The sequence below is a fragment of the Novosphingobium sp. 63-713 genome (assembly GCF_001898925.1).
Lineage (GTDB): Bacteria > Pseudomonadota > Alphaproteobacteria > Sphingomonadales > Sphingomonadaceae > Novosphingobium.
In genome coordinates, this window is sequence record NZ_MKVS01000005.1 from 586,816 (window position 1) to 613,279 (window position 26,464).

21 protein-coding genes are annotated in these 26,464 nt (G+C 64.9%); 9 read left to right on the top strand and 12 right to left on the bottom strand.

The genetic code is table 11. From position 1 onward, the window contains the following. Positions 1-9 precede the first annotated feature (9 nt). From BGP00_RS03445 to BGP00_RS03460, 4 genes are all read right to left on the bottom strand, one after another. On the bottom strand, positions 10-1,098 hold the full coding sequence (locus BGP00_RS03445; RefSeq protein ID WP_292925706.1) for a Gfo/Idh/MocA family oxidoreductase: 1,089 nt from the start codon (positions 1,096-1,098) through the stop codon (positions 10-12). Positions 1,099-1,167: 69 nt separating this feature from the next. Further along, the gene (locus BGP00_RS03450; protein WP_292921951.1) at positions 1,168-2,418 is read right to left on the bottom strand and encodes a dicarboxylate/amino acid:cation symporter; all 1,251 of its coding nucleotides are present in this window, start codon (positions 2,416-2,418) and stop codon (positions 1,168-1,170) included. A gap of 41 nt (positions 2,419-2,459) precedes the next feature. Further along, entirely contained in the window at positions 2,460-3,977 is a 1,518-nt protein-coding gene (locus BGP00_RS03455) for an ATP-binding protein (protein ID WP_292925707.1), read from the bottom strand. A 34-nt stretch (positions 3,978-4,011) separates the two neighbouring features. Next, the gene (locus BGP00_RS03460; RefSeq protein WP_168601408.1) at positions 4,012-4,677 is read right to left on the bottom strand and encodes a response regulator transcription factor; all 666 of its coding nucleotides are present in this window, start codon (positions 4,675-4,677) and stop codon (positions 4,012-4,014) included. A gap of 284 nt (positions 4,678-4,961) precedes the next feature. Here BGP00_RS03460 and BGP00_RS03465 point away from each other — a divergent pair, with 284 nt between their 5' ends. Genes BGP00_RS03465 through BGP00_RS03490 form a run of 6 tightly spaced genes read left to right on the top strand, consistent with a single transcriptional unit; the run spans position 4,962 to position 12,766 of the window. Further along, positions 4,962-7,292: a TonB-dependent receptor gene (locus BGP00_RS03465; protein ID WP_292921953.1), complete on the top strand. Its 2,331-nt coding sequence runs from the start codon at positions 4,962-4,964 to the stop codon at positions 7,290-7,292. Positions 7,293-7,309: 17 nt separating this feature from the next. Next, a complete protein-coding gene (locus tag BGP00_RS03470) occupies positions 7,310-8,608 on the top strand; it encodes a M20/M25/M40 family metallo-hydrolase (protein WP_292921954.1) in 1,299 nt (432 codons plus the stop codon). A 19-nt stretch (positions 8,609-8,627) separates the two neighbouring features. Next, positions 8,628-9,731, top strand: a complete 1,104-nt coding sequence (locus BGP00_RS03475; RefSeq protein ID WP_292921955.1) for a nucleoside hydrolase — start codon at positions 8,628-8,630, stop codon at positions 9,729-9,731. Beyond that, on the top strand, positions 9,728-11,038 hold the full coding sequence (locus BGP00_RS03480; protein ID WP_292921956.1) for an NCS2 family permease: 1,311 nt from the start codon (positions 9,728-9,730) through the stop codon (positions 11,036-11,038). Before BGP00_RS03475 ends, BGP00_RS03480 begins: the two co-directional genes overlap by 4 nt. A 23-nt stretch (positions 11,039-11,061) precedes the next feature. Then, complete coding sequence (locus tag BGP00_RS03485; RefSeq protein WP_292921957.1) at positions 11,062-12,171, top strand: hypothetical protein; 1,110 nt, start codon at positions 11,062-11,064, stop codon at positions 12,169-12,171. Between the two features lie 37 nt (positions 12,172-12,208). Continuing rightward, a complete protein-coding gene (locus BGP00_RS03490) occupies positions 12,209-12,766 on the top strand; it encodes a nucleoside 2-deoxyribosyltransferase domain-containing protein (RefSeq protein WP_292921958.1) in 558 nt (185 codons plus the stop codon). On the opposite strand, the gene BGP00_RS03495 is transcribed toward BGP00_RS03490, so the two are convergent. The 4 genes from BGP00_RS03495 to BGP00_RS03510 all read right to left on the bottom strand — a co-directional run bounded on the left by BGP00_RS03495 (position 12,753) and on the right by BGP00_RS03510 (position 20,759). After that, complete coding sequence (locus BGP00_RS03495) at positions 12,753-14,531, bottom strand: amidohydrolase family protein (RefSeq protein ID WP_292921959.1); 1,779 nt, start codon at positions 14,529-14,531, stop codon at positions 12,753-12,755. The genes BGP00_RS03490 and BGP00_RS03495 overlap by 14 nt on opposite strands. A 70-nt stretch (positions 14,532-14,601) precedes the next feature. Further along, on the bottom strand, positions 14,602-15,855 hold the full coding sequence (locus tag BGP00_RS03500) for an amidohydrolase family protein (protein WP_292921960.1): 1,254 nt from the start codon (positions 15,853-15,855) through the stop codon (positions 14,602-14,604). Position 15,856: 1 nt separating this feature from the next. Then, positions 15,857-17,323: an amidohydrolase gene (locus tag BGP00_RS03505; RefSeq protein ID WP_292921961.1), complete on the bottom strand. Its 1,467-nt coding sequence runs from the start codon at positions 17,321-17,323 to the stop codon at positions 15,857-15,859. Between the two features lie 76 nt (positions 17,324-17,399). Then, a complete protein-coding gene (locus BGP00_RS03510; protein WP_292921962.1) occupies positions 17,400-20,759 on the bottom strand; it encodes a TonB-dependent receptor in 3,360 nt (1,119 codons plus the stop codon). Positions 20,760-20,948: 189 nt separating this feature from the next. Between BGP00_RS03510 and BGP00_RS03515 the strand changes: the two genes are divergently transcribed. Together BGP00_RS03515 and BGP00_RS03520 are read left to right on the top strand one after the other, a co-directional pair. Continuing rightward, complete coding sequence (locus tag BGP00_RS03515; RefSeq protein WP_292921963.1) at positions 20,949-21,557, top strand: sigma-70 family RNA polymerase sigma factor; 609 nt, start codon at positions 20,949-20,951, stop codon at positions 21,555-21,557. Positions 21,558-21,582: 25 nt separating this feature from the next. Beyond that, positions 21,583-22,539 carry a FecR domain-containing protein gene (locus BGP00_RS03520; RefSeq protein ID WP_292921964.1) on the top strand — a complete coding sequence of 319 codons (957 nt, stop codon included), beginning with the start codon at positions 21,583-21,585 and terminating at the stop codon, positions 22,537-22,539. Here the strand turns inward: BGP00_RS03520 and rutA are convergent. The 4 genes from rutA to rutB are packed head-to-tail and all read right to left on the bottom strand — an operon-like array spanning position 22,530 to position 25,534. After that, complete coding sequence (rutA, locus tag BGP00_RS03525) at positions 22,530-23,600, bottom strand: pyrimidine utilization protein A (RefSeq protein WP_292921965.1); 1,071 nt, start codon at positions 23,598-23,600, stop codon at positions 22,530-22,532. The genes BGP00_RS03520 and rutA overlap by 10 nt on opposite strands. A gap of 4 nt (positions 23,601-23,604) precedes the next feature. Continuing rightward, a complete protein-coding gene (gene rutD, locus BGP00_RS03530) occupies positions 23,605-24,411 on the bottom strand; it encodes a pyrimidine utilization protein D (RefSeq protein ID WP_292921966.1) in 807 nt (268 codons plus the stop codon). After that, positions 24,411-24,794, bottom strand: a complete 384-nt coding sequence (rutC, locus tag BGP00_RS03535; RefSeq protein WP_292921993.1) for a pyrimidine utilization protein C — start codon at positions 24,792-24,794, stop codon at positions 24,411-24,413. Before rutC ends, rutD begins: the two co-directional genes overlap by 1 nt. Continuing rightward, on the bottom strand, positions 24,794-25,534 hold the full coding sequence (gene rutB / locus BGP00_RS03540; RefSeq protein ID WP_292921967.1) for a pyrimidine utilization protein B: 741 nt from the start codon (positions 25,532-25,534) through the stop codon (positions 24,794-24,796). Before rutB ends, rutC begins: the two co-directional genes overlap by 1 nt. Positions 25,535-25,694: 160 nt before the next feature. Here rutB and BGP00_RS03545 point away from each other — a divergent pair, with 160 nt between their 5' ends. After that, on the top strand, positions 25,695-26,321 hold the full coding sequence (locus BGP00_RS03545; RefSeq protein WP_168601397.1) for a TetR/AcrR family transcriptional regulator: 627 nt from the start codon (positions 25,695-25,697) through the stop codon (positions 26,319-26,321). Positions 26,322-26,464: the final 143 nt, after the last annotated feature.

Here is a 26,464-nt window from a genome sequence, read left to right on the forward strand (position 1 = left end):
CTCCCTTGGTCAATTTATGGGCAGCCAGCGCCCGCCCTGCGCGCTGCTTGCCACCGCGCGCTCCACAAATGCCATGCTGCGCAACCCCGCCTCGATGCCGGGCAGGGCGGCGGGGGCCTGTCCGTCGCATGCCGCCGCGAATTCGCGGTAAAGCGTGGCAAAGGGCGCGATAAGCCCATTACCGATGCCCCGCATCCCCGGCACGCGCTCCATCAGATCGGGCGAACCCGGCCCCAGCAGCAGCACCTCGCCCCCGCGCACCAGCCGCAACTGATCGGCCGTGTCAAAATCCCAAAACAGCGCACCCCGATCACCATAGACCTGAAAACTCAGGCCATTGCGCTGACCAAAGGCAATCTGCGAGGCATGGATCGCCCCCCGCCCGCCCCCGGCCAGACGCAGCAGCACCGCGCCGTCATCATCCAGAGCGCGCCCGTCATGACTGTTCAGATCGGCCAGCAGTTCGACCACCGCCTGCCCGGTGACAAATTCGGCCAGATGGAAGGCATGGGTGCCCAGATCGGCAATGCATCCACCCACCCCGCTTTGTGCCGGATCGGTGCGCCACCCGCCGCGCGCATCGGCAAGCCCGGCCTGCGCGTAATGCACCAGCACCTTGCGGACCGAGCCGATTTCGCCCGCCGCGATCCGTGCCCGCGCCTCGCGCACCATCGGATAGGCGCTGTAGGTAAAGCTCAGGGCATAGGCGCTGCGCCCGCGCGCCAATGCATCGCGCAGGGTCAGCGCCTGGGCCAGCGTGGCGGTCGCGGGCTTGTCCGAAAAGATATGCACCCCCGCCTCGACCGCCATCAGCGCGGCGGGCAGATGCAGGTGGTTGGGCGTGGCTATGGCCACCATGGTGATGCCATCCTCGCGCTTTGCCTCGGCGGCGAACATCGCCTGCGCATCGGCATAGCAGCGGTCGGGCGCCACGCCGTAATCCTGCGCCGCGCGGGCCGATTTTTCGGGGTCGGAGCTGAACACGCCCGCCACAAGGTCGATCCCGGCGATCCGCGCGCCCAGATAATGGATGCCCCCGATAAAGGACCCCGGCCCGCCGCCCAGCATGGCCAGTCGGCGCCGGTTGTTCATCGCCATAATTTCCGCGCCTTATGCAAAACCTGCCTCGTGCGTTTCCACAGGCGCGGACATTTCACAAGGCAGAACTTAGACTTCATCCTCGCCGCTGCGGCGCAGCGCCGCGGCCACGGCCAGATCGCCCACCACATTGGGCACCGTGCGGCACATATCCATCAACCGGTCGATGCCGATGATCAGGCCGATCCCCTCATTGGGCACATGCAGCAGCGCCAGCAGCATCGTGGTCAGCGGCAGGCTGCCTGCGGGCACCCCCATCGTGCCCAACCCGGCCAGAATCGACAGGCCAAACACCGTGAACTGCTGCCACGCGGTCAATTCCATCCCGAAACACTGGGCCAGAAAGATCACCGTCACCGTGGTGTAGATGATCGTGCCGCCCTGATTGGCCACACATCCCAGCCCCAGCGTGGGCCGCGCCACCCGCGCGGGCAGGCCCAGATCCTGCTCGGCGGCATGGAGCGCGGCCGGAAGGGTGGAAAAGGACGAGGAGGTGGTAAAGGCAATCACCATCACCGAGCGCAGCGAACGCAGGAACCGGGCCGGGCTGACATCGCCCATCATCCACGCCAGCCCCACCGAAACCACCAGCAGATGCAGGCAGAGCGCGGCCACCACCACACTGAAATAGCCCGACAGATGCACCAGCAGCGTCCAGCCGAACACCGCCGTCATATCAAACATCACGCAAAGCACCGCCACGGGCGCAAAACGCGCCACCAGCGTGACAATCGACATGCCCACCTCGAACAAGCCCTCTGTGGTCAGCACGAGATGGCGGATGTTGCGATTGCGGCTGTGGTTGCGGCTGATGGCAAAGCCTACCAGCACCGACATCACCACGATCGCCATCATCGGCCGGGCCAGCAACAGGTCTAGCAGGCTGCTGTCATCACCCGCCCGCGCGGCCGCGCCGGGGTTCTGGTGCAGGTCGATGGCCATGCCCTCGCCGGGGCGGAACAGATTGGCCATCGCCATGCCGATCACCGCCGAAACCACCGTCATGCCCACCATCGCCGCAAACAGGCGCAGCAGGAGATCGCGCACCATGGCCCGCCCGCGCAACCGCGCCAGACCCGTGACAATCGCGGAAAACACCATGGGCAGGATCAGCAGGAACAGCACCTGAAGAAACAATTGTTCAACCGGACGCACCAGATTGACCAGCACGACATCCAGCACCGCCCGGTCCACCGGCACAACATGCACCAGCGCCCCCGCCAGCGTCCCGATCACCAGCCCGGCCAGCAGCGGCCAATGCGGCAAAGGCCGCGACCAGCGCAAAGGAGAAGAGGGCGAAGAGGGATTGAGCGTTGCCATGGGAAGGACCTGTGTGAAACAGCCTGCCTGTCAGCACCCTGTCACGGGGCGGTCTGATGCGCGGCCCGGGATGGCGGGATCGACATTGCCTCCTGAACCGCCGGGCGGAAATGGATGACCGCCCGCGTGCCGCGCCCCTCGGCCCCTTCATCCAGCGCAACCTTGGCCCCCATCCGGTCGGCCAGAGCGCGCACGATGGGCAGGCCCAGCCCGCTGCCGCTGCTGTTGGCATTGGCGGCCATGCGATAGAACCGCTCCCACACCTTCTCGCGCTCGGCAGGGGGGATGCCGGGGCCGTCATCCTCGATTTCCACGCGAACCGCCCCGCCGCGACACAAAACCCGCACCACCACCTTGCCGCCCGGCCGGTTATAGGCCACCGCATTGTCGAGCAGATTGCCCACCATCTCGGCCGCCAGCGCCGCCTCGCCAGAGGCCAGCCCATGGCCGCTTTCCTCAAAGCTGATGTTCACATCGGCGCGCTGCAGCGCGGGCAGGCGCGCGGCGATCACATCGGTGGCCACCAGCGCGGGATCGAACTCGCCGATGCTGCATTCAACCTGTTCATCCAGCCGGGCCAGCGCCAGCAATTGCTGCAGCAGGCGTTCGAGCGTATCGACCGAATGGGCGATGTCATCCAGCGCCATCTGCCCCTGCGGGCTTTGCGCGCCATAGGTTTCCAGCACGTCGAGATGCACCCGCAGCACCGCCAGCGGCGTGCGCAACTGATGCGAAGCGTTCGAGGTGAACTGGCGCAGCGAACCGACCGCCCTTTCCGCCCGCACCATCAGCGCGTTATAGGCCCGCGCAATCATCTGCGCCTCACGCGGGCCATCGCCATCGGGCAGGCGCTGAAAATGCAGCGGATCGCGCACACTGGCGGCAATCCGCTCGGTCAGGGTGGCAAAGGGGATAAGCCCCCATGCCAGCGCCGAATAGAACAGGAGCAGCGCGATCAGCGTTACCAGCACGCTGGCGCTGACCACGCGCTGAAAATAGACGCGGGTGGAAATTTCCCGGTTTTCAAGGAAATCGGCCACCTGCACCGCCACCAGATGGCCATTGCCCGTCAGGCGGCGCATTTCCGTGGCGATGCGCACCGGGCGCCCGTTCAGCATGCCATTGCGCAGATAGGCTGGCTGGACCACGCCTTGCGCATCGCGCGGATCGACATAGCCGCGCACCAGCACCGGATCGCGCGAGGTGAGCGTGAACCTTGCGCCGGGATGGAGCGGCCCGGTCAGGCGCCCGTCGGCCGAATAATCAGATGGCGGGCGCAGATCGGCGCGGCCGGCAATCAACCGGTCGCCATCATAGATGCTGTAATGCGTGACCGGGGCAGAGCGGCGCTGCAACAGGCCAACAGCCAGCGGCAGGAGACGGTCCTGAAGCACCGGATCATAATTGACCGCCCGGCTGATCAGCCTGGTCGAACCGACCAGAATCCGGTCCGACGTATCGTTCATGGACGAATCGATCATCCAGCAGGTGATCGTGGCGAAAATCGTCACCAGCACCACCAGCGGCACCATAACGACCACCGTGAGATGGCCCCGCAACGATTTGGGCAAGGATCGCGGCAGCAGCCGCAGCTTAATGGGCATCAATCATATAGCCCAGCCCGCGCACCGTGTGGATTGTCGGCCCGCCGGGGCTGAGCTTGCGGCGCAGGCGGCCCACATAGACCTCCAGCGCATTGGGCGCGACCGCCTCGGACAGGGCAAAAACTTCGGCGGCCATGCGGTCCTTGGGCACCACCTTGCCCGGCCGCCCCATCAAGGTTTCCAGCACGGCCATCTCGCGGCGGCGCAGATCGACCGGCGCATCGGCCAGCGCGACCCGCCGCGTCGAACGGTCCAGCGTCAGCGCGCCCACGCGCAGCACCGGATCGGGGCTGCCGATGCTGCGCCGGACCAGCGCGCGCACCCGCGATTCCAGTTCGCGCGGGTGGAAGGGTTTCGCCATGTAATCATCCGCGCCGTAATCCAGCCCCGCCACCCGGTCGTCCACCGCATCACGCGCGGTCACGATCATGATCGGCGTGGTGTCGCCCCGGCGGCGGAGCATTTTCAGCAATTCCAGCCCATCGCCATCGGGCAGGCCCAGATCCAGAATGATCGCGTTGAACGGATCGGCGGCGGCAAAGGCGGCGGCATCCTCGCCATTATGCGCGACATCGACGACAAAACTGGCGGCCTCGAGCGAAGCGGCCATGCCGCGCGCCAGACGCGGATCATCCTCCACGATCAGAATGCGCAATGTTCCCTCCATTCCCCGGCACCGGCACAGGCCCATGGCATGACCTGCCCATGGCATTACCGGCTGCGGCCCCAAAATACGCAAAACGCGCCCCATGCCTACCCCCGGCATGACAGCTTGATGACAGGCGGGCGGCCTTAGCCTCCGATTCTGCGAGAGGACGGACAGGGTAAGCAGCACAAACCCGCATGGCCCCCGCGATGAACCGCGCCGCCCGGCAGAAGGCGGGCGCGAACCATCGTGGACCCCGCGTCGGTTTGGGACTCGCCAATGAGGGATGGACTATGAAAACTAAGCTTTGTGCAGCATGGCTGCTTTCGGTTTCAACATTGGCTGTATCGACGCTGGGGGCGGCGCCCGCGATGGCGCAAACGGCGGGCCAGGGCGACGACATTGTCGTCACCGCCCTGAAGCGCGAAACCCGCGTGCAGGACACCCCGCTGGCGATCACCGCGATGAGCGGCAACATGCTCAACAACATGGGCGCGGCGGGCATTGCCGATGTGGCGCGCTCGGTCCCCAGTCTCAATCTGCTCTCAAGTGAATCGGGCCGCACCCGCGTCTCGATCCGCGGCATCCAGACCGCGGGCGAAGCCACCGTGGGCGTGTATTTCGGCGAAGTGCCGCTGACCGGGCCTGCAGGCACCACCTCGGACCCTTCGGGCTCGACCCCCAACCTCAACCTGTTCGACACCGAGCGCCTCGAAGTGCTGCGCGGGCCGCAGGGCACGCTTTATGGCTCGGGCTCGATGGGCGGCACCCTGCGCGTGCTGTTCAAGCAGGCGAACCTGAAGAAGTATGAAGCCGCCGTCGATGCGGGCGCGGAAAGCACCAAGGATGGCGGCTTTGGCTACAGCATCAAGGGCGCGGTCAATGTGCCGATCATCGAGGACATGCTGGCCGCCCGCCTCGTGCTGTATCGCCAGCGCACGGGCGGCTTTGTCGATGATCCCTCGATCGGCCGTTATAATATGAACAGCGTGATGACCACTGGCGGCCGCCTGATGCTGGGCTTCCGCCCGACCAACAATCTGCGCATCAATTTCATGGGCATCATCCAGGACCAGCATACGGGCGGCACCTCGCTCTGGGCGCCTTCGGTGGGCACCTATACCTCGGGCCTGCGCATCTATACGCCCGCCATCGACAAGCAGAAGATCTTCTCGCTCGACACCAAGTGGAACACGCCGATCGGCACGATCTCGCTGGCCAACGGCTACTATCGCTGGGATGTGCGCCAGACCAACGACAACAGCGACAATTATCAGTCGGTGGCCAATTCCTATCGCTATTGCGGGCTCTATCAGAACACCTATTCGGGCTCGCTGCTGCAAACCGGCGCATCGGGCACCACCACATCGTCCAGCAATTGCGCATCGAGCGCGGGCGGTTATACCTCGGCCCAATTGCGCGCCAATTATCTGGGCTGGGCCAACAGCCAGATGCCCATCGGCAATTATCAGCCGCGCTGGGTGGAAAATGTCACCAACGAACTGCGCCTCAATTCCGATGGCAAGGGCCGTTTGAACTATACGCTGGGCGCCTTCTTTGAAAACCGCAAGGACCGGGTGGACACCACCGTGTTCGCGGGTGTTCCGGGCACCGGCGAAATGCGCAGCCCGCTGGTCGATCTCGGCTCGCGCTTTGTGCGCGATGTCATCAACCAGACCGCGCAGTTTGGCGAACTCTCCTATCGCCCGATCGACATCCTGACGGTGACGGCGGGCCTGCGCCACTATCACTACAAGAAGATCGTGGGCGGCGCCTATCTCGGCTACAATTACTTCAACGGTCAGACGCCGATGGCCTATACCGAGGTCAACGCCAATGCCGACGGCTTTATCCAGAAATACAATGTCGAGCTGAAGCCCACCCGCAATCTGATGGTCTATGCCACCGCATCGCAGGGCTTCCGCCCCGGCGGCGCGAACCTGACGCCCGGCATCCCGGCCTCGGCCACGCAGTATAAGGCCGACTCGCTGTGGAATTATGAACTGGGCCTCAAGACCCAGTGGTTCGACCGCAAGCTGACCTTCAATATCGACGCCTATCGCATCGACTGGACCAACATGCAGACCTCGGTTCAGGCCACCTATGGCAATTTCAGCTATATCAGCAATGTCGGCGCGGCGCGTATCGAAGGCTTCGAGGCCGAATTGAGCGGCACGCCGACCAAGGGCCTGTTCCTCAACGGTTCGCTCTCGGTGGTCTATCCGCGCCTGACGGCCGATCAGGTCAATTCGGAAGTGACGGCGGCGGGCCGCGTGGGCAATATCCTGACCGGCATTCCGCGCACCACGGCCAGCGCGGGCGCCGAATATGGCTGGACCATCAACAGCAACTGGAAGGGCATGATGCGTGCCGACTTCAACTATACCGGCAAGATGACCACCCAGCTCAACCCGACCAACGCGCTTTATCGCACTTATGGCAAATATTCGCAGGTCAACCTGCGCGCGGGAATCGAGAATGAGCGCTACGGCGTCTATGTCTATGTGCGTAACCTGATCGATGCCAAGGGTCTGAGCTATTACTCGGCCGTCAGCGGCACGCCCGATTACATCGCCACCACCACGCCCCGTACCGTCGGCATCAACCTGCGCGGCAATTTCTAAAAAGAGGATGTCTTTCCATGCGTAACACTTTGCTTGCTTTTGCCTCGCTGGCCGCCGTCGCGATGATCGCGCCCCAGGCCCATGCCGCCACGCCCGAGGAAACCGCCGCCAAGGCGCTGCTGAAAAGCCCGAAATTCGCCAAGGCGACCGCCTCGCTGGCGGGCGATTATGACCGCATTGTGCAGGACATCATCACCCTGACCGAAATCGCCGCCCCGCCTTTCAAGGAAGAGGCGCGCGCCAAGGCCTACATGGCGATGCTCAAGGCCGAGGGTCTGGAAGACGTTGAAATGGACGGCGTGGGCAATGTCATGGGCCTACGCCGCGGCACCAGCGCAGCCAAGGGCGAGGCCACGCCGCTCATCGTCATCACCGCCCATCTCGACACCGTTTTCCCCGAGGGCACCAATGTGAAGGTGCGCCGCGATGGCGACACGCTCTATGCCCCCGGCATTGGCGACGATACGTGCAGCCTGCCGGTCCTGCTGGCCTTTATCCGCGCGATGAAGGCGGGGGCCTTCTCGACCAAGGCGGACATCCTGTTCATGGGCAACGTGGGCGAGGAAGGCCCGGGCGACCTGCGCGGCGTGCGCTACCTGTTCTCGCAGGGCAAGTACAAGGATCGCATCACCCATTTCATCAGCTTTGAACCCGGCCAGCCCGAACGCATCACCAATGCGGGCACCGGTTCGCGCCGCTACAAGGTGACGTTCAATGGTCCGGGCGGCCATTCGATGGGCGATTTCGGACTGGTCAATCCGGCCTATGCGATGGCCAATGCCATGACCGCCTTTGCCAGGATGCAGGTGCCCAGCGACCCCAAGACGGTCTATAACGTCGGCATTGTCGAGGGCGGCACCTCGGTCAATTCGATCCCCTTTGCCACGGCCATGACCATCGACATGCGCTCGAACGGCAAGGCGCAGCTGGACGCGGAGGAAAAGACCTTCCTCGCGATCCTGCCCGAAGCGGTGGCGGCCGAAAATGCCGCGCGCTCGACCGCCAAGGGCAAGATCACCTATAACGCCAAGCTGGTGGGCGACCGCCCCGGCGGCACCACGCCGATGGAGTCGCGCATCGTGAAGGTGGCCGATGCCGTGGCCAAGGCCAATGGTTTCGCCCCCAAGTACAGCGCCGGATCGACCGACAGCAACATCCCGATGAGCAAGGGCATTTCCGCGCTCACGCTGGGTTCGGGCTTTGAAACCTTCCGCAACCACTCGCTGGACGAAGGGCTGAAGCTGGAAAAGACGGTTAACCTGCGCAACTTCAACAATGAACTGGCCACCGTGCTGGTTCTGGCCGAAGCGAAATAAGCAGGAGGGGGATCAGGGCATGAAATTGTGGCAGGCAGTGCTGGGCAGCACAGCTCTCTCCATGGCGTCCCTCACCATGGCCGCGCCCAGACCTGTCGGCCATTCTGTCCCGGCTGGGCAGGACAGTCGCGCCATGGTATGGTTCGACAATGACTTTCTCGGCCCCGGACAGAGCAATCTTCAGGCCCTGATCCCTTTGATCCGCGACCCCAATGTCAACCTGCTGGGCGTTGGCGTCGTCACCGGCGACCAATGGCTGGAGGAGGAAACGCAGCACGCCCTGCGCTTCCTCGAAATCGCCGGGCGCGGCGATGTTCCGGTGGCGCGGGGCGCGCAGACGCCGCTCATCCGCTCCCTGCCCGAAATGAAGGCGTGGGAGGCCCGCTTTGGCCCGATCCCGTGGAAGGGCGCATGGAACGCGCCGAGGCCCGGCCGCCAATATCACCCCGAAGACCCCGATCTGGTCCCCCCGATGGCCGAGGGCGCGCCCACCATCAGGCCGGTGGCGCAGGATGCCGTCCACCGCCTGATCGAGGCCGTGCGCGCCCATCCGGGGCAGGTGACGATCATCTGCGCCGGGCCGCTGACCAATATCGCGCTGGCGCTGCGCATCGCCCCCGATATCGCCGCCAAGGCCAAGGGCATCGCCATGCAGGGCGGCGGCTATGACATGCAGGCCGCCCGCGTGCTGGACAATGCCGACTATGCCACCGATTTCAATTTCGTCTTTGACCCCGAGGCAGCCCATATCGTGCTGACCGCGCCGTGGCGGAAAATCACCGTGGTGGGCAATGTCACCACCTCGGCGCGGATGACGCGGGCGCTGGCCGATCAGATCGGTTCGGCAGGCACGCCTACTGCTCGCTACATCGCCCAATATGCCCGCATCGACCAGCCTTTGTGGGATGAAATGACCGTGGCCGTGGCGCTGGATCCCACATTGGTGACCAAGAAGTTCACCGCCCGCATGGATGTCGATCTGATGCCCGGCGCGGGCTATGGCACCGCGCAGATGTGGAAGGAGGATCTCGCCCCCCATCGCGGCGAACAGATGGTCGAGGTGGTCGAGAGCATCGACGTGCCCCGCTTCCTCGCCCGCTTTACCGCACAGGCCCGCCAATGATCGCCAACCTGTGGCGCAACCGCATGGCGGAACGCGGCACCACCCTGCCGCGCGAAGCCGTCGCGGGGCTGACCACCTTCATGGCCTCGGCCTATCTGGTGGTGGTGATCCCGCGCCTGCTCTCGGGCGGCGGCATGGATCAGGGCGCGGCCACCACGGCCACGCTGATCGTCATGGCGCTGGGGAGTCTGGCGATGGGGCTTTACGCCAACCTGCCCTTTATCGTCGGGCCGGGCATCGGCGGAGCGGCGTTGCTGGGCATCACGCTGACGCAGGTTGAGCATCTGCCATGGCCCTCGGCGCTGGGCATAGCGATGGCCTCAGGCGTGCTGTTCACGCTGCTGACGATCACCGGCGCGCGCGGCTGGGTGATGCGTCTGGTCCCGCGTGAGATCAAGCTGGGCCTTGGCGCCTCGATCGGTCTATTCATCGCGCTGCTGGGATGCCGCGATGCGGGCATGGTTTCGGTCAATGCCAAGACCAATGCACTGTCCCTTGGCGATTTTTCGCAAGCCGGGCCGCAAATGGCGCTGGTCGGGCTGGGCGTGGCGGTAGCGCTTCAGGCGCGGCGCGTGCCGGGCGCGATCCTTGCCGGGATCATCGCAGCGGCGGGTCTGGGCGCGGTTCTGGGCATCACCCTTGCGCCCGCTACCCCGCTGGGTCTACCCCCCGCCATGGGGCCGGTGCTGGGCCATGTCGATTGGGCGGGAGTCTTCACCATCAAGGCCCTGCCCTATCTCTTTGCCTATTTCGTCGCCGAATTCTTCTCGACCATGGGCACCACGCTGGCCGTGGGGGCCAAGGCGGGGCTGACAGACCATGACGGCAATCTGCCTCAAATCGACCGACCCTTTCTGGTCGATGCGCTGGCGGCCACCTTCGGGCCGATGCTGGGCATTCCGGGCGGCACGGCGCTGGTGGAATCGGCGGCGGGGGCAAGCGCTGGCGGGCGCACCGGCTTGGTGCCGATCACCGCCTCGCTGTGCTATCTGGCCTCGCTGCTGGCGATCCCGCTGGCCATGGCGATCCCCAAGCAGGCAACCGCCCCGGCGCTGATCCTAGTGGGCACGGGGATGATGGGTTCGCTGCGGCAATTGGGCGGCGAAAGGCTGGAGGAGACCCTGCCCCCGGTGCTGATGCTGCTGGCCACGTTGATCGCCAACAGTTTCGGTACGGGTATTGCCGTAGGACTGGTGTCCTATGTGCTGATCTGTCTGATCGGCGGGCGGGCGCGGCGGGTGACACCCGGCCTGTTGCTGCTCTCGCTGCCCCTGGCCTATTACCTCTACACCACCGTCCACCGTTGAGAGCCGCCGCGATGCCGATTGCCATGGAAGAAACGCTTTCGGTGCTGCCCCCCTCGGCCACAGGGCGAGTGGTCAGCGCCGATCAGCGCGCCTTCTTCACCCGCCTGCCCAAGGTGGAACTGCATTGCCATCTGCTGGGCGCGATGCGCGAGGAAACGTTTCGCGATCTGGCGCGGCGTTATGATGCGCCGATCCCCACGGATATGGCCGCAGGGCTTTACACGCGCGGGCGCAAGCCGGTGGGCGTGCTCCATGCCCTGCGCGCGATGGAGCAGCATTTGCTGCGCCGCCCGGAGGATATCGCCCGGCTGGTGCGCGAATATCTGGAGGATGCGGCGGCCGATAACGTCCGCCACGCCGAATTCTTCTGGAACCCCACCGCCACTCTGGCCGCCCATGCCATCCCCTATGGCGAGATCCAGCAGGCGATGGTGGAGGCGATGGCGGCCGCGCCGATCTCATCGCTCCTCATCCCTGCCATCGACCGCGAGGCCCCACCCGCGCAGGCCGTCGCCATGGTCGAGGCGATGCTGGCCCATCGCCATCCGCGCGTGGCGGGCATCGGCATCGATTACCGCGAGAATGACGGCCCGCCCGAATGGTTTGCCCCTGCCTATGCGTTGGCGCGGAAAGAGGGCCTGCGCGCCACCGCCCATGCCGGGGAATTCGGGATGCCATGGACCAATGTCGCCATCGCGGTGGATGATCTGGGCGTCGAACGGATCGACCATGGCTATACGATGATCGACAATCCCGCCTTGGCCGAAAGCCTGCGCGCGCGCGGCATGGTGTTCACCGTGGTGCCGACCAATTCCTATTATCTGCGCACCATGACGCCCGAGGATTGGGCGCGGCATCACCCGATCCGCGCGATGATCGCCATGGGCCTGTCGATCCACCCCAACAGCGACGACCCCCAATTGCACCGCGTCAGCCCGGCGGGCGCGTGGGAATTGATGTACAGCCATATGGGCGCCAGCCGCGATGACCTGCGCGCCATGATGATGGCAGGTATAAGCGCCAGTTGGGCCGATGAAGCGCAAAAGGCGGCATGGGCAGCGGAGTGGCCGGGGGAGTTTGACGATCTGGCGGCGCAGGCTGTTTGGGATGAGGATGCGGCGAGCCGCCGTTGATCGCGATGCGCTTCGGCCCTATCGCGGGGGTATGAGAATGCTCTTTCCCCTCACTTTGCTTTCTGGCGCTTTGCTTCTGGCCGCTCCACTCGCTCATGCGCAAACCTCCAGCGTCATCACCTCGCCCGAGGCGCTGCCAAAGACGCATGACCGCGCCCGCGTCTTTCTGGGCGGCAGCATCGACATGGGCAACGCGCCCGACTGGCAGAAAGGCATGATCGAGGCGCTGGCGGCCGACAATGTTGTGATCCTCAACCCCCGCCGCCCCGACTGGAACCCCAAATGGCGGCCCGAGGCCGACGAGCCGGAATTCCGCCGTCAGGTCGAATGGGAGCTTGGCGCGCTGGAAAGCGCCGATGTCATCGTCCTCTATTTCTCGCCCGGATCGCAAAGCCCGATCAGCCTGCTGGAAATGGGCCTCCATGCGCGGGGCGGCAAGCTGATCGTGCTGTGTCCGCCCGGGTATTGGCGCAAGGGCAATGTGGACATCACCGGCGCGCGATATGGTATCGAGCAGGTGTCCAGCCTGCCCGAACTGATTGCTGCGGTGAAGCGCCGAGTGCCCGCAATCAATAGGGCGATCAATAGAAAGTGATGTTGTCCACCTCGACCCAGAGCCGCTGACCGCCCTCGCGCGATCCGCCCAGTTCAAGCTGAACAAGGCCATCGCCGGTAAAGGCCGGCCCCGGCTTGCCCCGCTGCGCGGCGGCGGTCAGCGCGGTGAAAGGCACTTCCACGCTGGTCCATTGCGCGCCGCCTGAAACCGGCGCGCTCCACACGCCGTCCAGCCCGTTGAGGCGCAGGACATAGGCCCCATCACCCCTTATATCGAAGCGGATGCCCTTATAACCGGCCAGATTGACCGGCACCACCGAACCGCGCGTCAGCGGCACGGCAAAACCGGCATAGGCATCACCCTTCACCGCCATTTTCGCCGAGAGCAGCAAAGCCTGCCCCCCGCCATCGCGCGGCACGGTTTGAGTGATCTCGACGGTGCGGTCCATGCCGCCATCGCCGGTTTCCAGCCGCAGAGTGTCGAGCGAGGAGCGCCGGTCCTTGCGCTCGAAATCATCGACCAGCGCGGCGATTTTGACCGAGGGCAGGCGGTTGGCCAGATTGGCGGCGGGCAGAGGCGGCGCGCCCACCCCGCTGACCAGACGGCCGTCGATATAGACCTGCGTGATCTTGTGAATGTCCTCGATATTCTCCCAGGGCTTGCCGTCGACAAGGAGAATGTCGGCGCGCTTGCCCGGCGCAATCGTGCCGCGATCGCCATCAAGGCGCATCACTTTTGCGCTGGTCTGCGTCGCGGCCACCAGCGCCTGCGCGGGCGTCAGCCCGGCGCGCACCAGCAGTTCGAGTTCATGCAGCGTGGACACGCCATGGGGCGTGCCGGGCATACCCGCATCCGTCCCCACCGAAATCGGCACGCCCGCATCAAACAGCGCCTTCACATTTTTCAGCGCATAGGAGAATTTGCGCTGGCGCATCTCGTCGGCTTTGGGCTGTCCGGGCTTGTCCGGGTCATAGACGGCCAGCGTGGGGGCCATGCCCATCCCGCTTTTGGCGATCTGGGCCACCTCTTCAGGCGTGGCCAGACGGTCCTGGATCACATGGCCCAGCGAATCCACGCCCGCCATCGAGGCCGCCACCCCGCGTTCGACCGTCACCGTATGGGTGAGCACCGACCAGCCCCGCTTATGCGCCTCCTCGCTCAGCGCTTTGAGCGTCCAGCGGTCCATGCTGGTGTTGTCGGGCGCGGCGCCATAGCGCCAGCCGTCGGTGAAGGCCTTGATAAGGTCGGGCTTATAGGCTTCGAGGCCCTTGATCGCCGCGCGGGCGGCCTCGGGCGTATTGATCCAGATCGTGGTGGCCTGATCGGCCCAATCGGCGCCGTGGCCGCCCGGCGTGCTGATGCGGGCGGCGAAATTGACATGGGGGGCCGCCAGTTGCGCCAGCCACGCGCGGCGCGGGGCATAGGATTCGGGCTGCTGGTGGAAATCATTGACCGTGGTGATGCCCGACTGGACATAGGCGGTGGCGATCTGGGGCGTGGTGTCGGGCAATCCGCCCGGCGTCCAATGGGTGTGAACGTCGAAGAAGCCGGGGAGCAGCGCCTTGCCCTGCGCGGCCACCTTGCGCGTGCCCGCGGGCAGCTTGAGCTTTGCCCCCACCGCGACGATCCGCCCGTTCTGCACCAGCACGGTTTCCCGCACCGGGGCCGCGCCCGTGCCGTCGAACACGGTGGCGTCGATGAAGGCAATGGCCGGAACAACCCCAGAATTGGCCCCGGAATTGGCCATCACAGGGGCCGGGATCAGGGCCGCGCCGCCCAGCAGGGCCAGAAACATCTTTTGCATCACATCATTCCTCGAATATCCCCAAAGGGATAGTGCCTGTTTTCGCCTTGCCAAGCGACGCGGCGCGCGCTCACTGATGGTATTTGGCGTATTGCCGCGCCAAAGCCTCCGGACGCGACTCGGCGGTGATCGCGGCGCCCCGGATGAAGACCTGCGTGGCCTGCGTCAGCGGTTCGAAAGGATCGCCATCCCACACCACGATATCGGCCTGCTTGCCGCGCGCGATGCTGCCGATCTGGGCATCAAGGCCGAACAGGCGGGCGGGCGTCAGCGTGATCGCATCAAGGGCATCGGCATAATTCAGCCCCCGCGCCACCGCCATTCCGGCGTTAAACCGCATTTCGCCCACGCGGTGCGTGCTGTCATTGCCGATGATGGCCACGGCCACCCCCGCCTTGCGCAGGATCGCCGCGCTGTCCGACCTTGCGCCCAGCACCTCGAAACTCTTGGGCAGATTGTCGGTGGGATTGAGGATCACGCCCACCCGCGCCCGCGCCAGACGGTCGGCCACGCGCCATGCCTCCTCGCCCCCGCGAATGATGATGCGCAATTTGAATTCGCCCGCCAGATCAAGCGCCTGAAGGATATCGGCCCGGCTGTGCGCGCCCACCACCAGCGGCACCTGACCTGTCAGGACCGGCTGGATCGCCTCCAGATCGGCATGAGAGAGCGAGAGAGCGCGCAGATTGCCGCTTTCATAGGCGCGGCGGTTGCGGGCATAGAGGCGCGCATCATCAAGCGCCTCGCGCAGCAGCACCAGATCCGAGGCGCGCGATCCGCCCCCGACCTTGGCCCCCGCCTCGCCCAGTTCGAGCACGGCGGCGATCCGCCCGCGCCGCAAAATGGCGCCCCCGTCGCCCAGCGTGATCGCGGCGGCCAGACCCGACATCAGATGATGCCCGCCAGCCTCACCCCGCGCCCCATCGGGCAGGGTGATGGCCGAGGTCACGCCCCCCGCCCGCGCCACGCCCAGCGCGGTTGAATCCGGGTTGAGCGCGAATTGCACATCGGCCCCGACACTCAGATCCGCCGAGGAGGGATGCGCATCATTGGTGCCCGAAACCGAGGAAACCTCGACCAGCCCCAGCGTGGTGTCGGCGGCGACAAGGCCCGCGGTAATTGTCTTGCCGGTGGCGTCCACCACCCGCGCCCCGGCGGGCGGCGCTGCGGCTGGGGCCAGTTCGGCAATCAATCCATCGCGCAGCACCAGCGTGGCATCCTCCACCACGCGCCCCTCGCCCGCCAGCACGCGGGCATGGACAAAGGCCACCGGCACGCTCTGGGCCGAAGCAGGCGATGCCAGCAGGGCAGTCAGCCAAAGCATCTTATTGCGCATGGACCACCTGCCCTCTCTCGAAATCGGATTGATGCTGATAGCGCGGATCGTGCCGGTCATATTGCAGGACGCCATCGATAAAGACCTTTTCGGCCAGAGCATAAATGCTGAAAGGGTTGGCGCTCCAGATCACCACATCGCCATCCTTGCCCGGCGCCAGCGAACCGGTGCGCTCGGCAATGCCCATCACGCGGGCGGCATTCGAGGTGAACCAGCTGACCGCCTCGGCCTGGCTGATCTGAATGCCGTGGCGCCGCCCGGCAGCCAGCGCCACGGCGGCTTCAACATTCAGCCGCTGGGCCAGTTCGGCCTCGTCCGAATGGATCGCCACGCAGACGCCCGCCTGATGCAGCAGCGCGGCATTTTCCTCCACCGCGTCATAGGCCTCCATCTTGAAGCCCCAGCGCTGGGCCCATGTGGCCACGCAAATGCCTTCGCGGGCCAGGATGTCACGGATCTTGTAGGCCTCGACCGCATGGTGAAAGGCGGTTGTGCGGTATCCGAACTCCTTGCCCATATCGACCATCAGCGCCATTTCATCGGCGCGGTAGCAGTGGTTTTCCAGCATGATCTGGCCATCGAGCACGCCTGCCTGCGATTCCAGCGCCAGATCGCGTTTGGGCGCCTCGCTTCCCTGCCCATTGGCCTGTTTCGCGCGATAGGCGCGCCAGCGGTTGCGATAGTCAGTGGCCTCGATCCATGCCTTGCGGAAACCGGCCATATTGCCCATCCGTGTCGCGGGCGAGCGGCCCCGGCTGCCATAGCGGCCCTTGGGATTTTCACCGCAGGCGATTTTCAGCCCATAGGGCGCATCGGGGATCTTCATCCCCTGCATCGTGGCCGAAGGCACATTCTTGACCGAGACGCTGCGCCCGCCAAACAGATTGGCCGAACCCGGCAGGATCAGCAGCGAGGTCACGCCCCCTTCGCGCGCGCGGTCGAACGAGGGGTCCTGCGGCCAGAGCGAATGCTCGGCCCAGACCTGCGCGGTGTTGGGGTCGACATTCTCATTGCCGTCGGCATGGCCCTGAACCCCCGGCGCGGCAAAGACGCCCATATGCGAATGGGAATCAATGACGCCCGGCGTCACCCATTTGCCGCGCCCGTCGATCACCTGCCATCCGGCGGGAACGGCAATATCCCGGCCCGCCGCGCGGATCTTGCCATCCTCGACCAGAACTGTGCCGCCCTCGAAGAGATGGCCCGCCCCGTCGAACACATTGGCGCCCACAATGGCAAAGGGCGCGGATCGGGCCGGGCGATAGGTGCTGGGATAGGCGGGGGGCGGCGGGGCCGGGGCCGCCACTGGAGCGATGGGCGGCGCGGCGGCCGGGGCAGCGGGGGGCGCGGGCTTTACGGGCGCGGCGCCGGTGGCGGAAGCCGCCAGGCCGAGCAGGCCGACGCCTAGCGCCAGCGCCCAGCCGCCATGCGGGATGCGGGATTGTCTGATCGTCACGGAATATCTCCGGTTGGAGGCAGAGGGTGGGCGGCGCGGGATGGGATGGGGTGTCGCCCGCGCCGCCCGTGGGGCATCAGAATTCGCGCCGGATGCCGCCATAGAGATAGCGGCCATAGCCCTGATAAAGCGCGCCCATATAGCCAAAGGCGCTGATGGCCAGAGGCGGCTTTTCATCGGTGATGTTGCGCGCGCCAAAGCGGATGCTGGTGCCTTTCAGCGCGCCCTTGTCGAATTCATACTGGGCATAGAGATTGCCGGTGGTCTGGGCCTTCACGCGCCAGTAATTGCCCGAGGCATCCACCGCGCTCGTATCCCATACCGCGCCGGTATATTGCACCGAACCGCCCACGGTGATGCCCTTGAGCTTCCATGTCAGCGAGCCTTGCGCCTTCCACGCCGGGCGCCCGTCCTGACCCAGCAGCGAGCCGCCGCCGGTGATGATCGTGCCCGCGTTAATCAAGCCCGTGGCTCGCGCGTCCAGCAATTGCTGGATCTGGGGCGAAGGGGCGCGATAAAAGCGGATCAGATGCGCACCATTGCCCGTCAGCGTGAAATCGCCAAAGCGGGTGCCGCGCAGACGCCATGTCAGGCTGATGTCCAGCCCGCGCACATCCTGCGGCTGAAGGTTGACATACTGGTCCTTCACATATTGCACCTGTCCGGCCGCGGCCAGACCGGTGTTGGCATAGAGCGCAACGTCATCGGCCGTAGGCGCCAGACGGATGACATTGGGATTGCTCGATCCCTGCTGGCGCAGCAGATAATCGAGGATCAGCGCATTGCCCTCGCCGAACACACCCACGATTCCCTTCTGCTTGACCGCCCAGTAATCGACCGTCAGCGTCAACCGGCCCCAGCTCGGCGGCAGGAATTTGGGCTCCAGCACCGCGCCCAGCGACCAGCTCGTCGATTCCTCGGGCTTCAGGTTGGGGTTGCCCGAACGCTGGGCCGTGGCGACATAGGATTGCGCGCAATTGGCAAAGGAGGTGATGCGCCCGGCGCGCAGATCCGCCTCGCAGCGGACATAATCGACCCGCGTGTTGCCGCGCGTGACGATGGAGGCATTCATCACTTCAAGGTTGGGCGCCTTGAACCCCTGCGCCCACGAACCGCGCAGGCGCAGCCCGTCCACCACATCCCACGAGGCGGCGAACTTGGGCTTGGCCACGCTGCCGAAATCGCTGTAATGTTCATAGCGCCCCGCCGCCTGAAGATCGAGGCTGCGCACCAGCGGCACATGCATGTCGGGCGAGATCAGCGGGATGGCGAATTCGGCATAGGTCGCCGCCACGACGCGGCTGCCGCGCGTGTCGGGCGTGGGGCTGACGCCGTAAAGGTCGCTGGGCTGGGTCACGCCGGTGACGGTGTTGGTCCAGGTGATCGTGCCGTCGACGCGCGCGTCGCGGTCGTCGAGCTGGGTGTCGCGGCGCACTTCGCCGCCAAAGGCCACGCCCACATCGCCGCCCGGCAGATGGAACAGATCCTTGCGCGAAGCCTTGAAATCGGCCGAGGCCAGCGTGGTGCGGTCGCGGCGGACCGACACCACCTTGATCGCGTCCACGGCGGCCTGCGTGTTCGCCGATGTGCCAAAGGGATTATAGGCATCGGGGGTGGAGAGCGCGAGCTGGTTCTGGAGCGCGGTGGCGCTTACCCCGTTCTGCTTGTCGATAACGGTGGCTTCAGAATAAAGCAGCGCCGATTCCCAGTCGAACCCATGCCATTGGCCGCGCAGCCCCGCCAGAGCGCGGAACTGGCTGTTGTCCACCAGATCATAGGTCGGCCCCAGATCGGTCAGGCGGATCGAGGAAATCGTCACCGGCAGGCCCGCCGCGCCGATGTTCAGCCCGGCGATTCGGTTGGGATTGGCCGCGCCGCCCGGCAGCGTGGTCGCGCCAAACGGATTCCAGTAATTGGAGGCGGGCACCGCCATCGGGATCGAGCTGATCGAAAAGACGCTGTCCTGCACGCTGCTCGAACGGGCCATGTAATAGCCCAACTCGCCAAAGGCGGTGATGGCGTCGTTGAGGTCATAATGCCATGTGCCGAACAGGTTCAGGCGGCGCACGGCGGGCGAGACCGAGATATTGTTGTTGGCATTGCCGTCCCAGCGCAGATTGCGATCCGCGCCCGAGGTGGCGCGCGTGCCCGTGTCCACGCAGACGCCGTTGGCCAGCGTCACCTTGCAGCCCGAATTGGTGGTGGGCTGGATATGGAATGTGCCCGAGGCGCTGGTGACGGCCGAACCATTGCTGGTGATCGCGCTGGTGCGGCCGATGGCGGCAAAATCGCCGTAATTGCTCAGCGTGCTGCGCAGATCGAGCGAGTTCAGCCCGGCAAAGCCGGTGCCCGCAAACAGCGCGCGCTTGTCGGCCGAAGCGGTGAAATCCTGATCGCGCGCCTCCAGAGCGGTGCGGTCGACATAGGAGAAGTTGAGCGAGAAATTGCCCCGCCCCTCGGCGAAATTATGGCCCAGCAGGCCGCTGACCTGAAGATCGCGCAGATGGGTGCCCTGCGCCCCGCCATATTGCAGATCGACATAGCCGCCCTCGACATTGCCGCGCGTCACGGTGTTGACCACGCCCGCCACCGCATCCGCGCCGTAAAGCGCGGCGGCGCCGTCGCGCAGCACCTCGACCCGCTGCAGCCCGGCAACGGGGATCGTGTTCGAGTTATAGGTGATGACCGGGGCCAGGTTTTCGTCGGCCTGGCTGCCGGGATGCGCCACCATGCGGCGGCCGTTGAGCAGCACCAGCGTGCTGCCCACGCCCAGATTGCGCAGATTGATCGAGCCGACGTCGCCGCGTGCGAAATTGCTGCTGGTCTGGCCTGAGGTGCTGTTGAACGAAACGTCGCCCATCTGGGGGATAGAGCGCAGCAGATCATCGCCCGAAACCGCGCCCGTCGCCTTGATCTGGTCCAGATCCATCACCGTGACGGGCACGGCCTCGTTGATCTTGGCCCCCTTGATCTGGCTGCCCACGACGGTGATGGCCGAGGCGGGATCGGCGGCCGGGGCCGGTGCGGGGGCGGCGCCGGGCGCTCCTGCGTCAAAACCCGCGCTCTGGGTGGTCAGGGCGATGGGCCTGAATTCGGGCGCATGGGCACGCACGGCGAGCCGCAGCGCGATCGAACGCGCGCCGACCGGGCTGGCCGTGACGCCGGTGCCGCTGATCAGCGCGGCCACCGCGCGTTCGGGCGTCATCCGGCCTTCGACCGGGTTGGTGATGATGCCTTTGAACTGGTCATAGGGAAAGAGGATCTGGACCCCCGACTGGCGCGAGAATTCGGCCATGGCGGCGGGCAGCGACTGGCGCGCGATATGAAAATCGACGGCGGTGGTCTGGGCGGCGGCATGCGCTGCGGCCGGTGCGGAAATCACGATGCCCAGCGCCAGAACGCTCGCGCAATTTAGCTGATGTCTTGAAAGGCCCACTCACATTCCCCGTGTTTCAAATATGTTGCAAGAGGTGGGAACGAGCGGCGCTGAAATTTCTGCCACTGATAATTTACTTATGACGATTTGTGCTTAGGCTGCGTTTTTTGCGTATGGCAATGCGGCGAACTCTTCGATGAAGTTGGCGCCCGCGCGATATTCGGGTCGCCATGCAGGGGCATAATCTTCGTGACGGATCCGGTTCGCCTTCGCCTTGACTGGTTCAAAAGCACCATACTCGTGCATGAGGCCGCCTTGCGCAGCCGGATGCGCCGGGTGATGCATCAACGGCAGGATGTCGAGGATGTCGTGGCCGAAGTGCTGGCCCGCGCCTATGCCACGGCCGATTTCGCGCGGGTGGTCAACGGGCGCTCCTATCTGTTTCAGATCGCGCGCAACCTGCTGATCGATCAGGCGCGACGGCAAAAGATCGTCACGCTCGAAGAAATCGCCGATCTCGATCTGGTGGCCGACACGCTTTCGGCCGAACGCATGCTTCAGGCGCGCGATCACCTGCGCAAACTGGCCGCGATTGTCGACACGCTGCCTCCGCAATGCCGTCAGGCATTCTTGCTGCGCCGGGTCCATGATATGCCGGTCAGGGAGATAGCAGAACAGATGGGCCTGTCCGTCTTTACCGTCGACAAACATATCGCCAAAGCCACATTGAAAGTCATGCAGGCCATCGGCCATTTTGAGGATGCGCGTTTTGACAATCCCGCCCCCGCCCGGTCAATCCACGCAGGGCCAGACCCCGCAAGGTCGGCCCCCACAAGGTCGGCAAAGACAGGCGATTGAGCAGGAAGCGGCGCGTCTTTTTCACATGGCGCGCGAGAGCGATACGCCGCAGGCCTGGAACGAAGCCTATCGCTGGGTCGAACAGGACCCGGCGCATGGCGTGGCCTTTGCCAAGGCCGAGGCAAGCTGGGAGATGGCCGGCACCCTGCGCGCGCCCACGCGCGCCGACAATGACGCCGTAGTCCATGGCGTCGGGGCCAACGATGATATGGCCGCCGACGGGGATGAGGCGCCCGCCAATCCGAGCCGCCGCCGCTTTGCCGCCATGGCTGCGGGTGTCGGGCTGGTGGCGGCGGCGGGCGGGGCGATCTGGCGCTATGCCGGACCTGCGCGATACAGCACCGCCGTGGGCGAGACCCGGTTGATCCAGTTGCCCGATGGCAGCAAAGTGCGCCTCAACACCGACAGTGCCATCGACGTGGCCTTTGAACGCGAGATCCGTCAGGTCCACTTCGTGCGGGGCGAGGCCCATTTCAGGATCGCCCGCGATGCCTCGCGCCCTTTCCTGATTTCCGCGCGCGATGGCGATGTCGAAACCACGGGCACCGATATGAACCTGCGCGTCCGCCCCGATCTGACCGAGCTGACGGTGCTGGACGGCAAGGTAGCGGTGCTCGACCACGGCCGGACCTTGACCGAAGTGTCATCGGGATCGAGCGCGATGATGCGCGCCGCGGCGATTTCGGTGGTGCCCCTGCCCAAGGGCGAGCTGGCGCAGAAAACCGCATGGCAGCAGGGCGAAATCTATCTGCAGGGCGAAACGCTGGCCCAGGCGGTCGAAGAGTTCAACCGCTATCGGCGCGCGCCTATGGTGATCAGCGACCCGCGTATCGCCAATATCCGCGTGGGCGGCATGTTTTCGGCGCGCAATTCGGATGATTTCATCGCCACGATCCACGAATCGCTGGGCATTGACGCAATCACCGGCAGCGACGGCTCGGTCATGCTGATCCGCAAATCGCGCGGCGAGGATCAGACCTGAACCTGCCCCCGGCTTTTCATCAGCGGCTGGATACGGGTGCCAAAAGCCTCCACCCCTTCGACAAAATCATCGAAAGTCAGCAGCACCCCGCCCGTATTGGGCACCAGCGCCATTTCATCCAGCATCTCCGCTACGCTGGCATAGGAACCGACCAGCGTACCCATATTGATATTCACCGCGCCTTCGGGGGCGGCCAGTTGGCGGACATTGGTGTCGGTGTTGACCTTGTCCTTGGCCCCCTGTTCGGCCAGCCAGGCGATGGCGTCCAGATCAACGCCGTCATTATAACTCTTCCACTTGGCCATCGCTTCTTCATCCGTCTCGGCGGCGATGATCATCACCAGCACAAAGACCTGAACATCGCGGCCGGTTGCCTCCAGCGCCTTGGCCAGACGGTCATTGTTGAAGGAAAAGGCCGTGGGCGTGTTGACGCCCTTGCCAAGGCAGAAAGCGTAATCGGCCCATTTGGCCGAAAAGGCGAGGCCCGCATCCGATGACCCGGCGCAGATGATCTTCATATCGCCCTGCGGCTGGGGCCGGACGCGGCAATCCTCCATCCGGTAATAGTCGCCCTTGAAATCGGACACACCGTTTGCCCATAATTCGCGCAGGATATGGGCATATTCGTCGAGCATCTGATAGCGGTTGCGGAAATGCTCATCGCCCGGCCACACGCCCATCTGGGTATATTCGGGCGGCTGCCAGCCGGTGATCAGGTTGAGGCCAAAGCGCCCATGGCTGATGCTGTCGATGGTGCTGCACATGCGCGCGGCAAAGGCGGGCGGGATGACCAGCGTGGGGCAGGTGGCGTAGATCTTGATCTTTTCCGTGACCGCCGCCAGCCCCGCCATCAGCGTGAAGCTCTCCAGCCCATATTCCCAGAACTGCGTCTTGCCGCCGAACCCGCGCAGCTTGATCATCGAGAGCAGGAAATCCAGCCCGTATTTCTCGGCGCTTTGCGCGATCTGTTTGTTGAGGTCAAAGCTGGGGTGGTATTGCGGCGCGTTCTCGCTGATCAGCCAGCCATTGTTGTTGATGGGAACAAAGACACCGACTTGCATGGGGCTAGCTCCTAAATGGCGTGGCCCCGCTGGTCAGCCAGTCGAGGATGTCGCGGTTGAACCGATCGGATGCGGTGACATTGAGCGCATGGCCGCCCCAGTCGAAATGGCGATGGACGGCGTGGGGCAGCGCTTGGGCAAGGGCCTGAGAATTGCGCCATGGCACCAGCAGATCATCGGCCGCGCTGATGGCCAGGACCGGCGAGGCGACGTGAAACAGCCATGGCGCGGCGTCAAAGCTGCGCGCCGCCGCAATGCGCTTTTCCATTGCCGCATCGCCCGGCCATTGGGCCAGATGATGCTCGCTCTCCTCGCGCAAGGCCGCGTCATGCTCGCTCAGCCAGTCGGGCGGGAAGAGGAACAAAGGCTGCGCCTCCAGATAGGCCCGCGCGCCGGCCTTACGCAAAAGTGTGAGACGCACATCGAAACAGCGCGCCGTCTGCGGATCGAGCCGCGCCCAGCCGTTGATGATGACGATGCGATCCACCCTGTCCGGCGCGGCCCGCGCGGCCTCCAGCGCCGCCATCCCGCCGATAGCGTGGCCGATCATCCCGGCCCGCGCGATGCCCAGCCGATCCATCAAGGCCAGCATATCCGCCCCCAGATCGGCCAGGGTCACGCGCTCGGGCAAGGCCCTGTCGCTGCGTCCCGTGCCGCGATGGTCATAGACGATCACGCGGAAATGACGGGAGAGCGCGGCCAGATTCGGCCGCCAATAGGATGCCGATCCGCCCAGCCCGCTCGACAGGATCAAGGGCGGCGCGTCGGACCGCCCGTGTTCTTCATAATAGAGGTCCGCCCCGCCCGGCATCAGCCGATATGCGCCACGCTGGCAATTTCGACCAGACAATCCGGTTTGACCAGATCGGCCCGGATGCAATAGCGCGCTGGCTTGTCGCCGGGAAAGTATTGGGCGTAAACCTGATTGAAGGCGGCATAATCATTAAGGTTTTTCAGAAAGATATGGTTCATCGCCACATCCGCCATGGTCGCGCCCGCCGCCTCCAGCGTGATGGCGATCACGTCCAGAATATGGCGCGTCTGCGCCGCCGCATCGCCCACGTGCAGCACCATGCCCCCCTCGCCCAGCGCCAGCACGCCCGAGACATAGACTGTGTTGCCCGCCTTCGCGCCTGCGGAATAGGGCGCGATGGGGGCGGGAAATTGCGGCGGGTTGATCGGTTCGAAAGGCATCATTCCCCTCCCTTGGGCAATTGCCCCAAGCTGCCGCAGAAATCGCCCACCGTGCTGACCCAGCCGAAGAATTTCTCGACATTGTAGATCGTGGCCTGATGAACGAAATCCGGGCCCAGATGATGGGTGGCATCCTCCAGCATCACGCTGAAATATTCCAGATGGAAGGCATCGCGCAGGGTCGACTCGACGCAGACATTGCTGGCGATGCCGACAAAGACGATGGTTTTGATCCCGCGCGAACGCAGCACGCTGTCGAGTTGTGAGTTGAAAAAGGCGCTGTAGCGGGTCTTGTGAACGCGAATGTCGCCCGGCTGCGGCGCCAACGCATCGACCAGCTCATAATCCCAGCCCCCGCGCGCCAACAGCTTGCCCCGCAATTCGGGTCTGGCGCGCATCGTCTTGAGCGCATTGGATTTATGCCAGTTGGGCGATCCCGGCCCGCCCGCCTCGACATAATCGCCATCCCAGCCGTTTTGCAGAAAGACCACCTGAACCCCGGCCCCGCGCGCGGTGTCCAGCACTTGCGCGATGCGGCCGATGACGCCCGCCGCCCCGGCAATGTCAAACCCGGCCAGATCGACATAGCCGCCGGACGAGGCATAGGCGTTCTGCATGTCGATGACGACCACCGCCGTGCGGGCCGGATCAAGGCGCATCGCCTCGGGCCGCGCGGGCAGAATGGCGCTCTTGCCGCCGGGCGCGGCCGGGCCGGGCGTTGGGTCGATGATCACCGTCATAACCGGTTCTCCTCACGCGATTCGTGAAGTTTCCCAGAAAGATGGCATCGGCGCAAGCCCCATGCTGCACCGCAGCAAAATGGGTGATTGTCAGGATTCCTGCGACAGATCGCGGCAAGTGCTATGGACCATGTCACAAAACTCTTATATACTGCCTGGTATGAAATTCGATCCTGACACCATTGTGGCGCCCCATTCCACCCATCGGGGCCGCCCGCGACAGTTCTGTCCCGATGCCGCGCTGACCGCCGCGCTCAAGGTGTTTTGGGCGCGGGGCTATGAAGGCGCCTCGATGACGGAATTGACCGAGGCGATGGGCATCACCAAGCCCAGCCTTTACGCCTGTTTCGGCAATAAGGAAGCCCTGTTTCGCAAGGCGCTTGACCTGTATGAAAAGGAAAAGCTGGCCTATGTGCGCGCCGGGCTGACCGCGCCCACGGCCAAGGGCGTGGCCGAGGCTTTCCTGCGCGGCGCGCTGGCGATGCAGACCGGCAATGATCCGCGCGGATGCCTGAGCGTGGTGAGCGCGGTGGCCTGCACCAATTACGCCGACTCGATTCGCGACGAGATTACCTCGCTGCGTCTGGCCACCGACCACGCGATCATCGAGCGTTTCGAACGCGCCCGTGACGAGGGCGATTTCCCCGAGGGCGTCGATCCGGCCGCCATGGCCCACTATCTGACCGCGATCCTTCAGGGCATGACGGTGCAGGCCCGCTCGGGCGCCACCCCGGCCGAGCTGGAACGGCTGGTGACGACGACTCTGGCAATCTGGCCGGGGCGTTAAGATAAATTTACGTCTTTTCAATAATATAAATAAAAAATACCGGTCGGTATAAAAATACGGTTGACGGCCGCGCCGTCCTATTTTATACCGTTTGGTATTGAAAGAGCACGGGCCGACTACCCCCCCGTCCACCAAGTGCAGGA

Excerpts from the sequence above, each read along its gene's own strand:
- BGP00_RS03445 (WP_292925706.1), bottom strand. The coding sequence starts at position 1,098 with ATGGCGATGAACAACCGGCGCCGACTGGCCATGCTGGGCGGCGGGCCG.
- BGP00_RS03450 (WP_292921951.1), bottom strand. The coding sequence starts at position 2,418 with ATGGCAACGCTCAATCCCTCTTCGCCCTCTTCTCCTTTGCGCTGGTCG.
- BGP00_RS03465 (WP_292921953.1), top strand. The coding sequence starts at position 4,962 with ATGAAAACTAAGCTTTGTGCAGCATGGCTGCTTTCGGTTTCAACATTG.
- BGP00_RS03470 (WP_292921954.1), top strand. The coding sequence starts at position 7,310 with ATGCGTAACACTTTGCTTGCTTTTGCCTCGCTGGCCGCCGTCGCGATG.
- BGP00_RS03475 (WP_292921955.1), top strand. The coding sequence starts at position 8,628 with ATGAAATTGTGGCAGGCAGTGCTGGGCAGCACAGCTCTCTCCATGGCG.
- BGP00_RS03480 (WP_292921956.1), top strand. The coding sequence starts at position 9,728 with ATGATCGCCAACCTGTGGCGCAACCGCATGGCGGAACGCGGCACCACC.
- BGP00_RS03485 (WP_292921957.1), top strand. The coding sequence starts at position 11,062 with ATGGAAGAAACGCTTTCGGTGCTGCCCCCCTCGGCCACAGGGCGAGTG.
- BGP00_RS03490 (WP_292921958.1), top strand. The coding sequence starts at position 12,209 with ATGCTCTTTCCCCTCACTTTGCTTTCTGGCGCTTTGCTTCTGGCCGCT.
- BGP00_RS03495 (WP_292921959.1), bottom strand. The coding sequence starts at position 14,531 with ATGCAAAAGATGTTTCTGGCCCTGCTGGGCGGCGCGGCCCTGATCCCG.
- BGP00_RS03500 (WP_292921960.1), bottom strand. The coding sequence starts at position 15,855 with ATGCTTTGGCTGACTGCCCTGCTGGCATCGCCTGCTTCGGCCCAGAGC.
- BGP00_RS03520 (WP_292921964.1), top strand. The coding sequence starts at position 21,583 with ATGGCGCGCGAGAGCGATACGCCGCAGGCCTGGAACGAAGCCTATCGC.
- rutA (WP_292921965.1), bottom strand. The coding sequence starts at position 23,600 with ATGCAAGTCGGTGTCTTTGTTCCCATCAACAACAATGGCTGGCTGATC.
- rutD (WP_292921966.1), bottom strand. The coding sequence starts at position 24,411 with ATGCCGGGCGGGGCGGACCTCTATTATGAAGAACACGGGCGGTCCGAC.
- rutC (WP_292921993.1), bottom strand. The coding sequence starts at position 24,794 with ATGCCTTTCGAACCGATCAACCCGCCGCAATTTCCCGCCCCCATCGCG.
- rutB (WP_292921967.1), bottom strand. The coding sequence starts at position 25,534 with ATGACGGTGATCATCGACCCAACGCCCGGCCCGGCCGCGCCCGGCGGC.
- BGP00_RS03545 (WP_168601397.1), top strand. The coding sequence starts at position 25,695 with ATGAAATTCGATCCTGACACCATTGTGGCGCCCCATTCCACCCATCGG.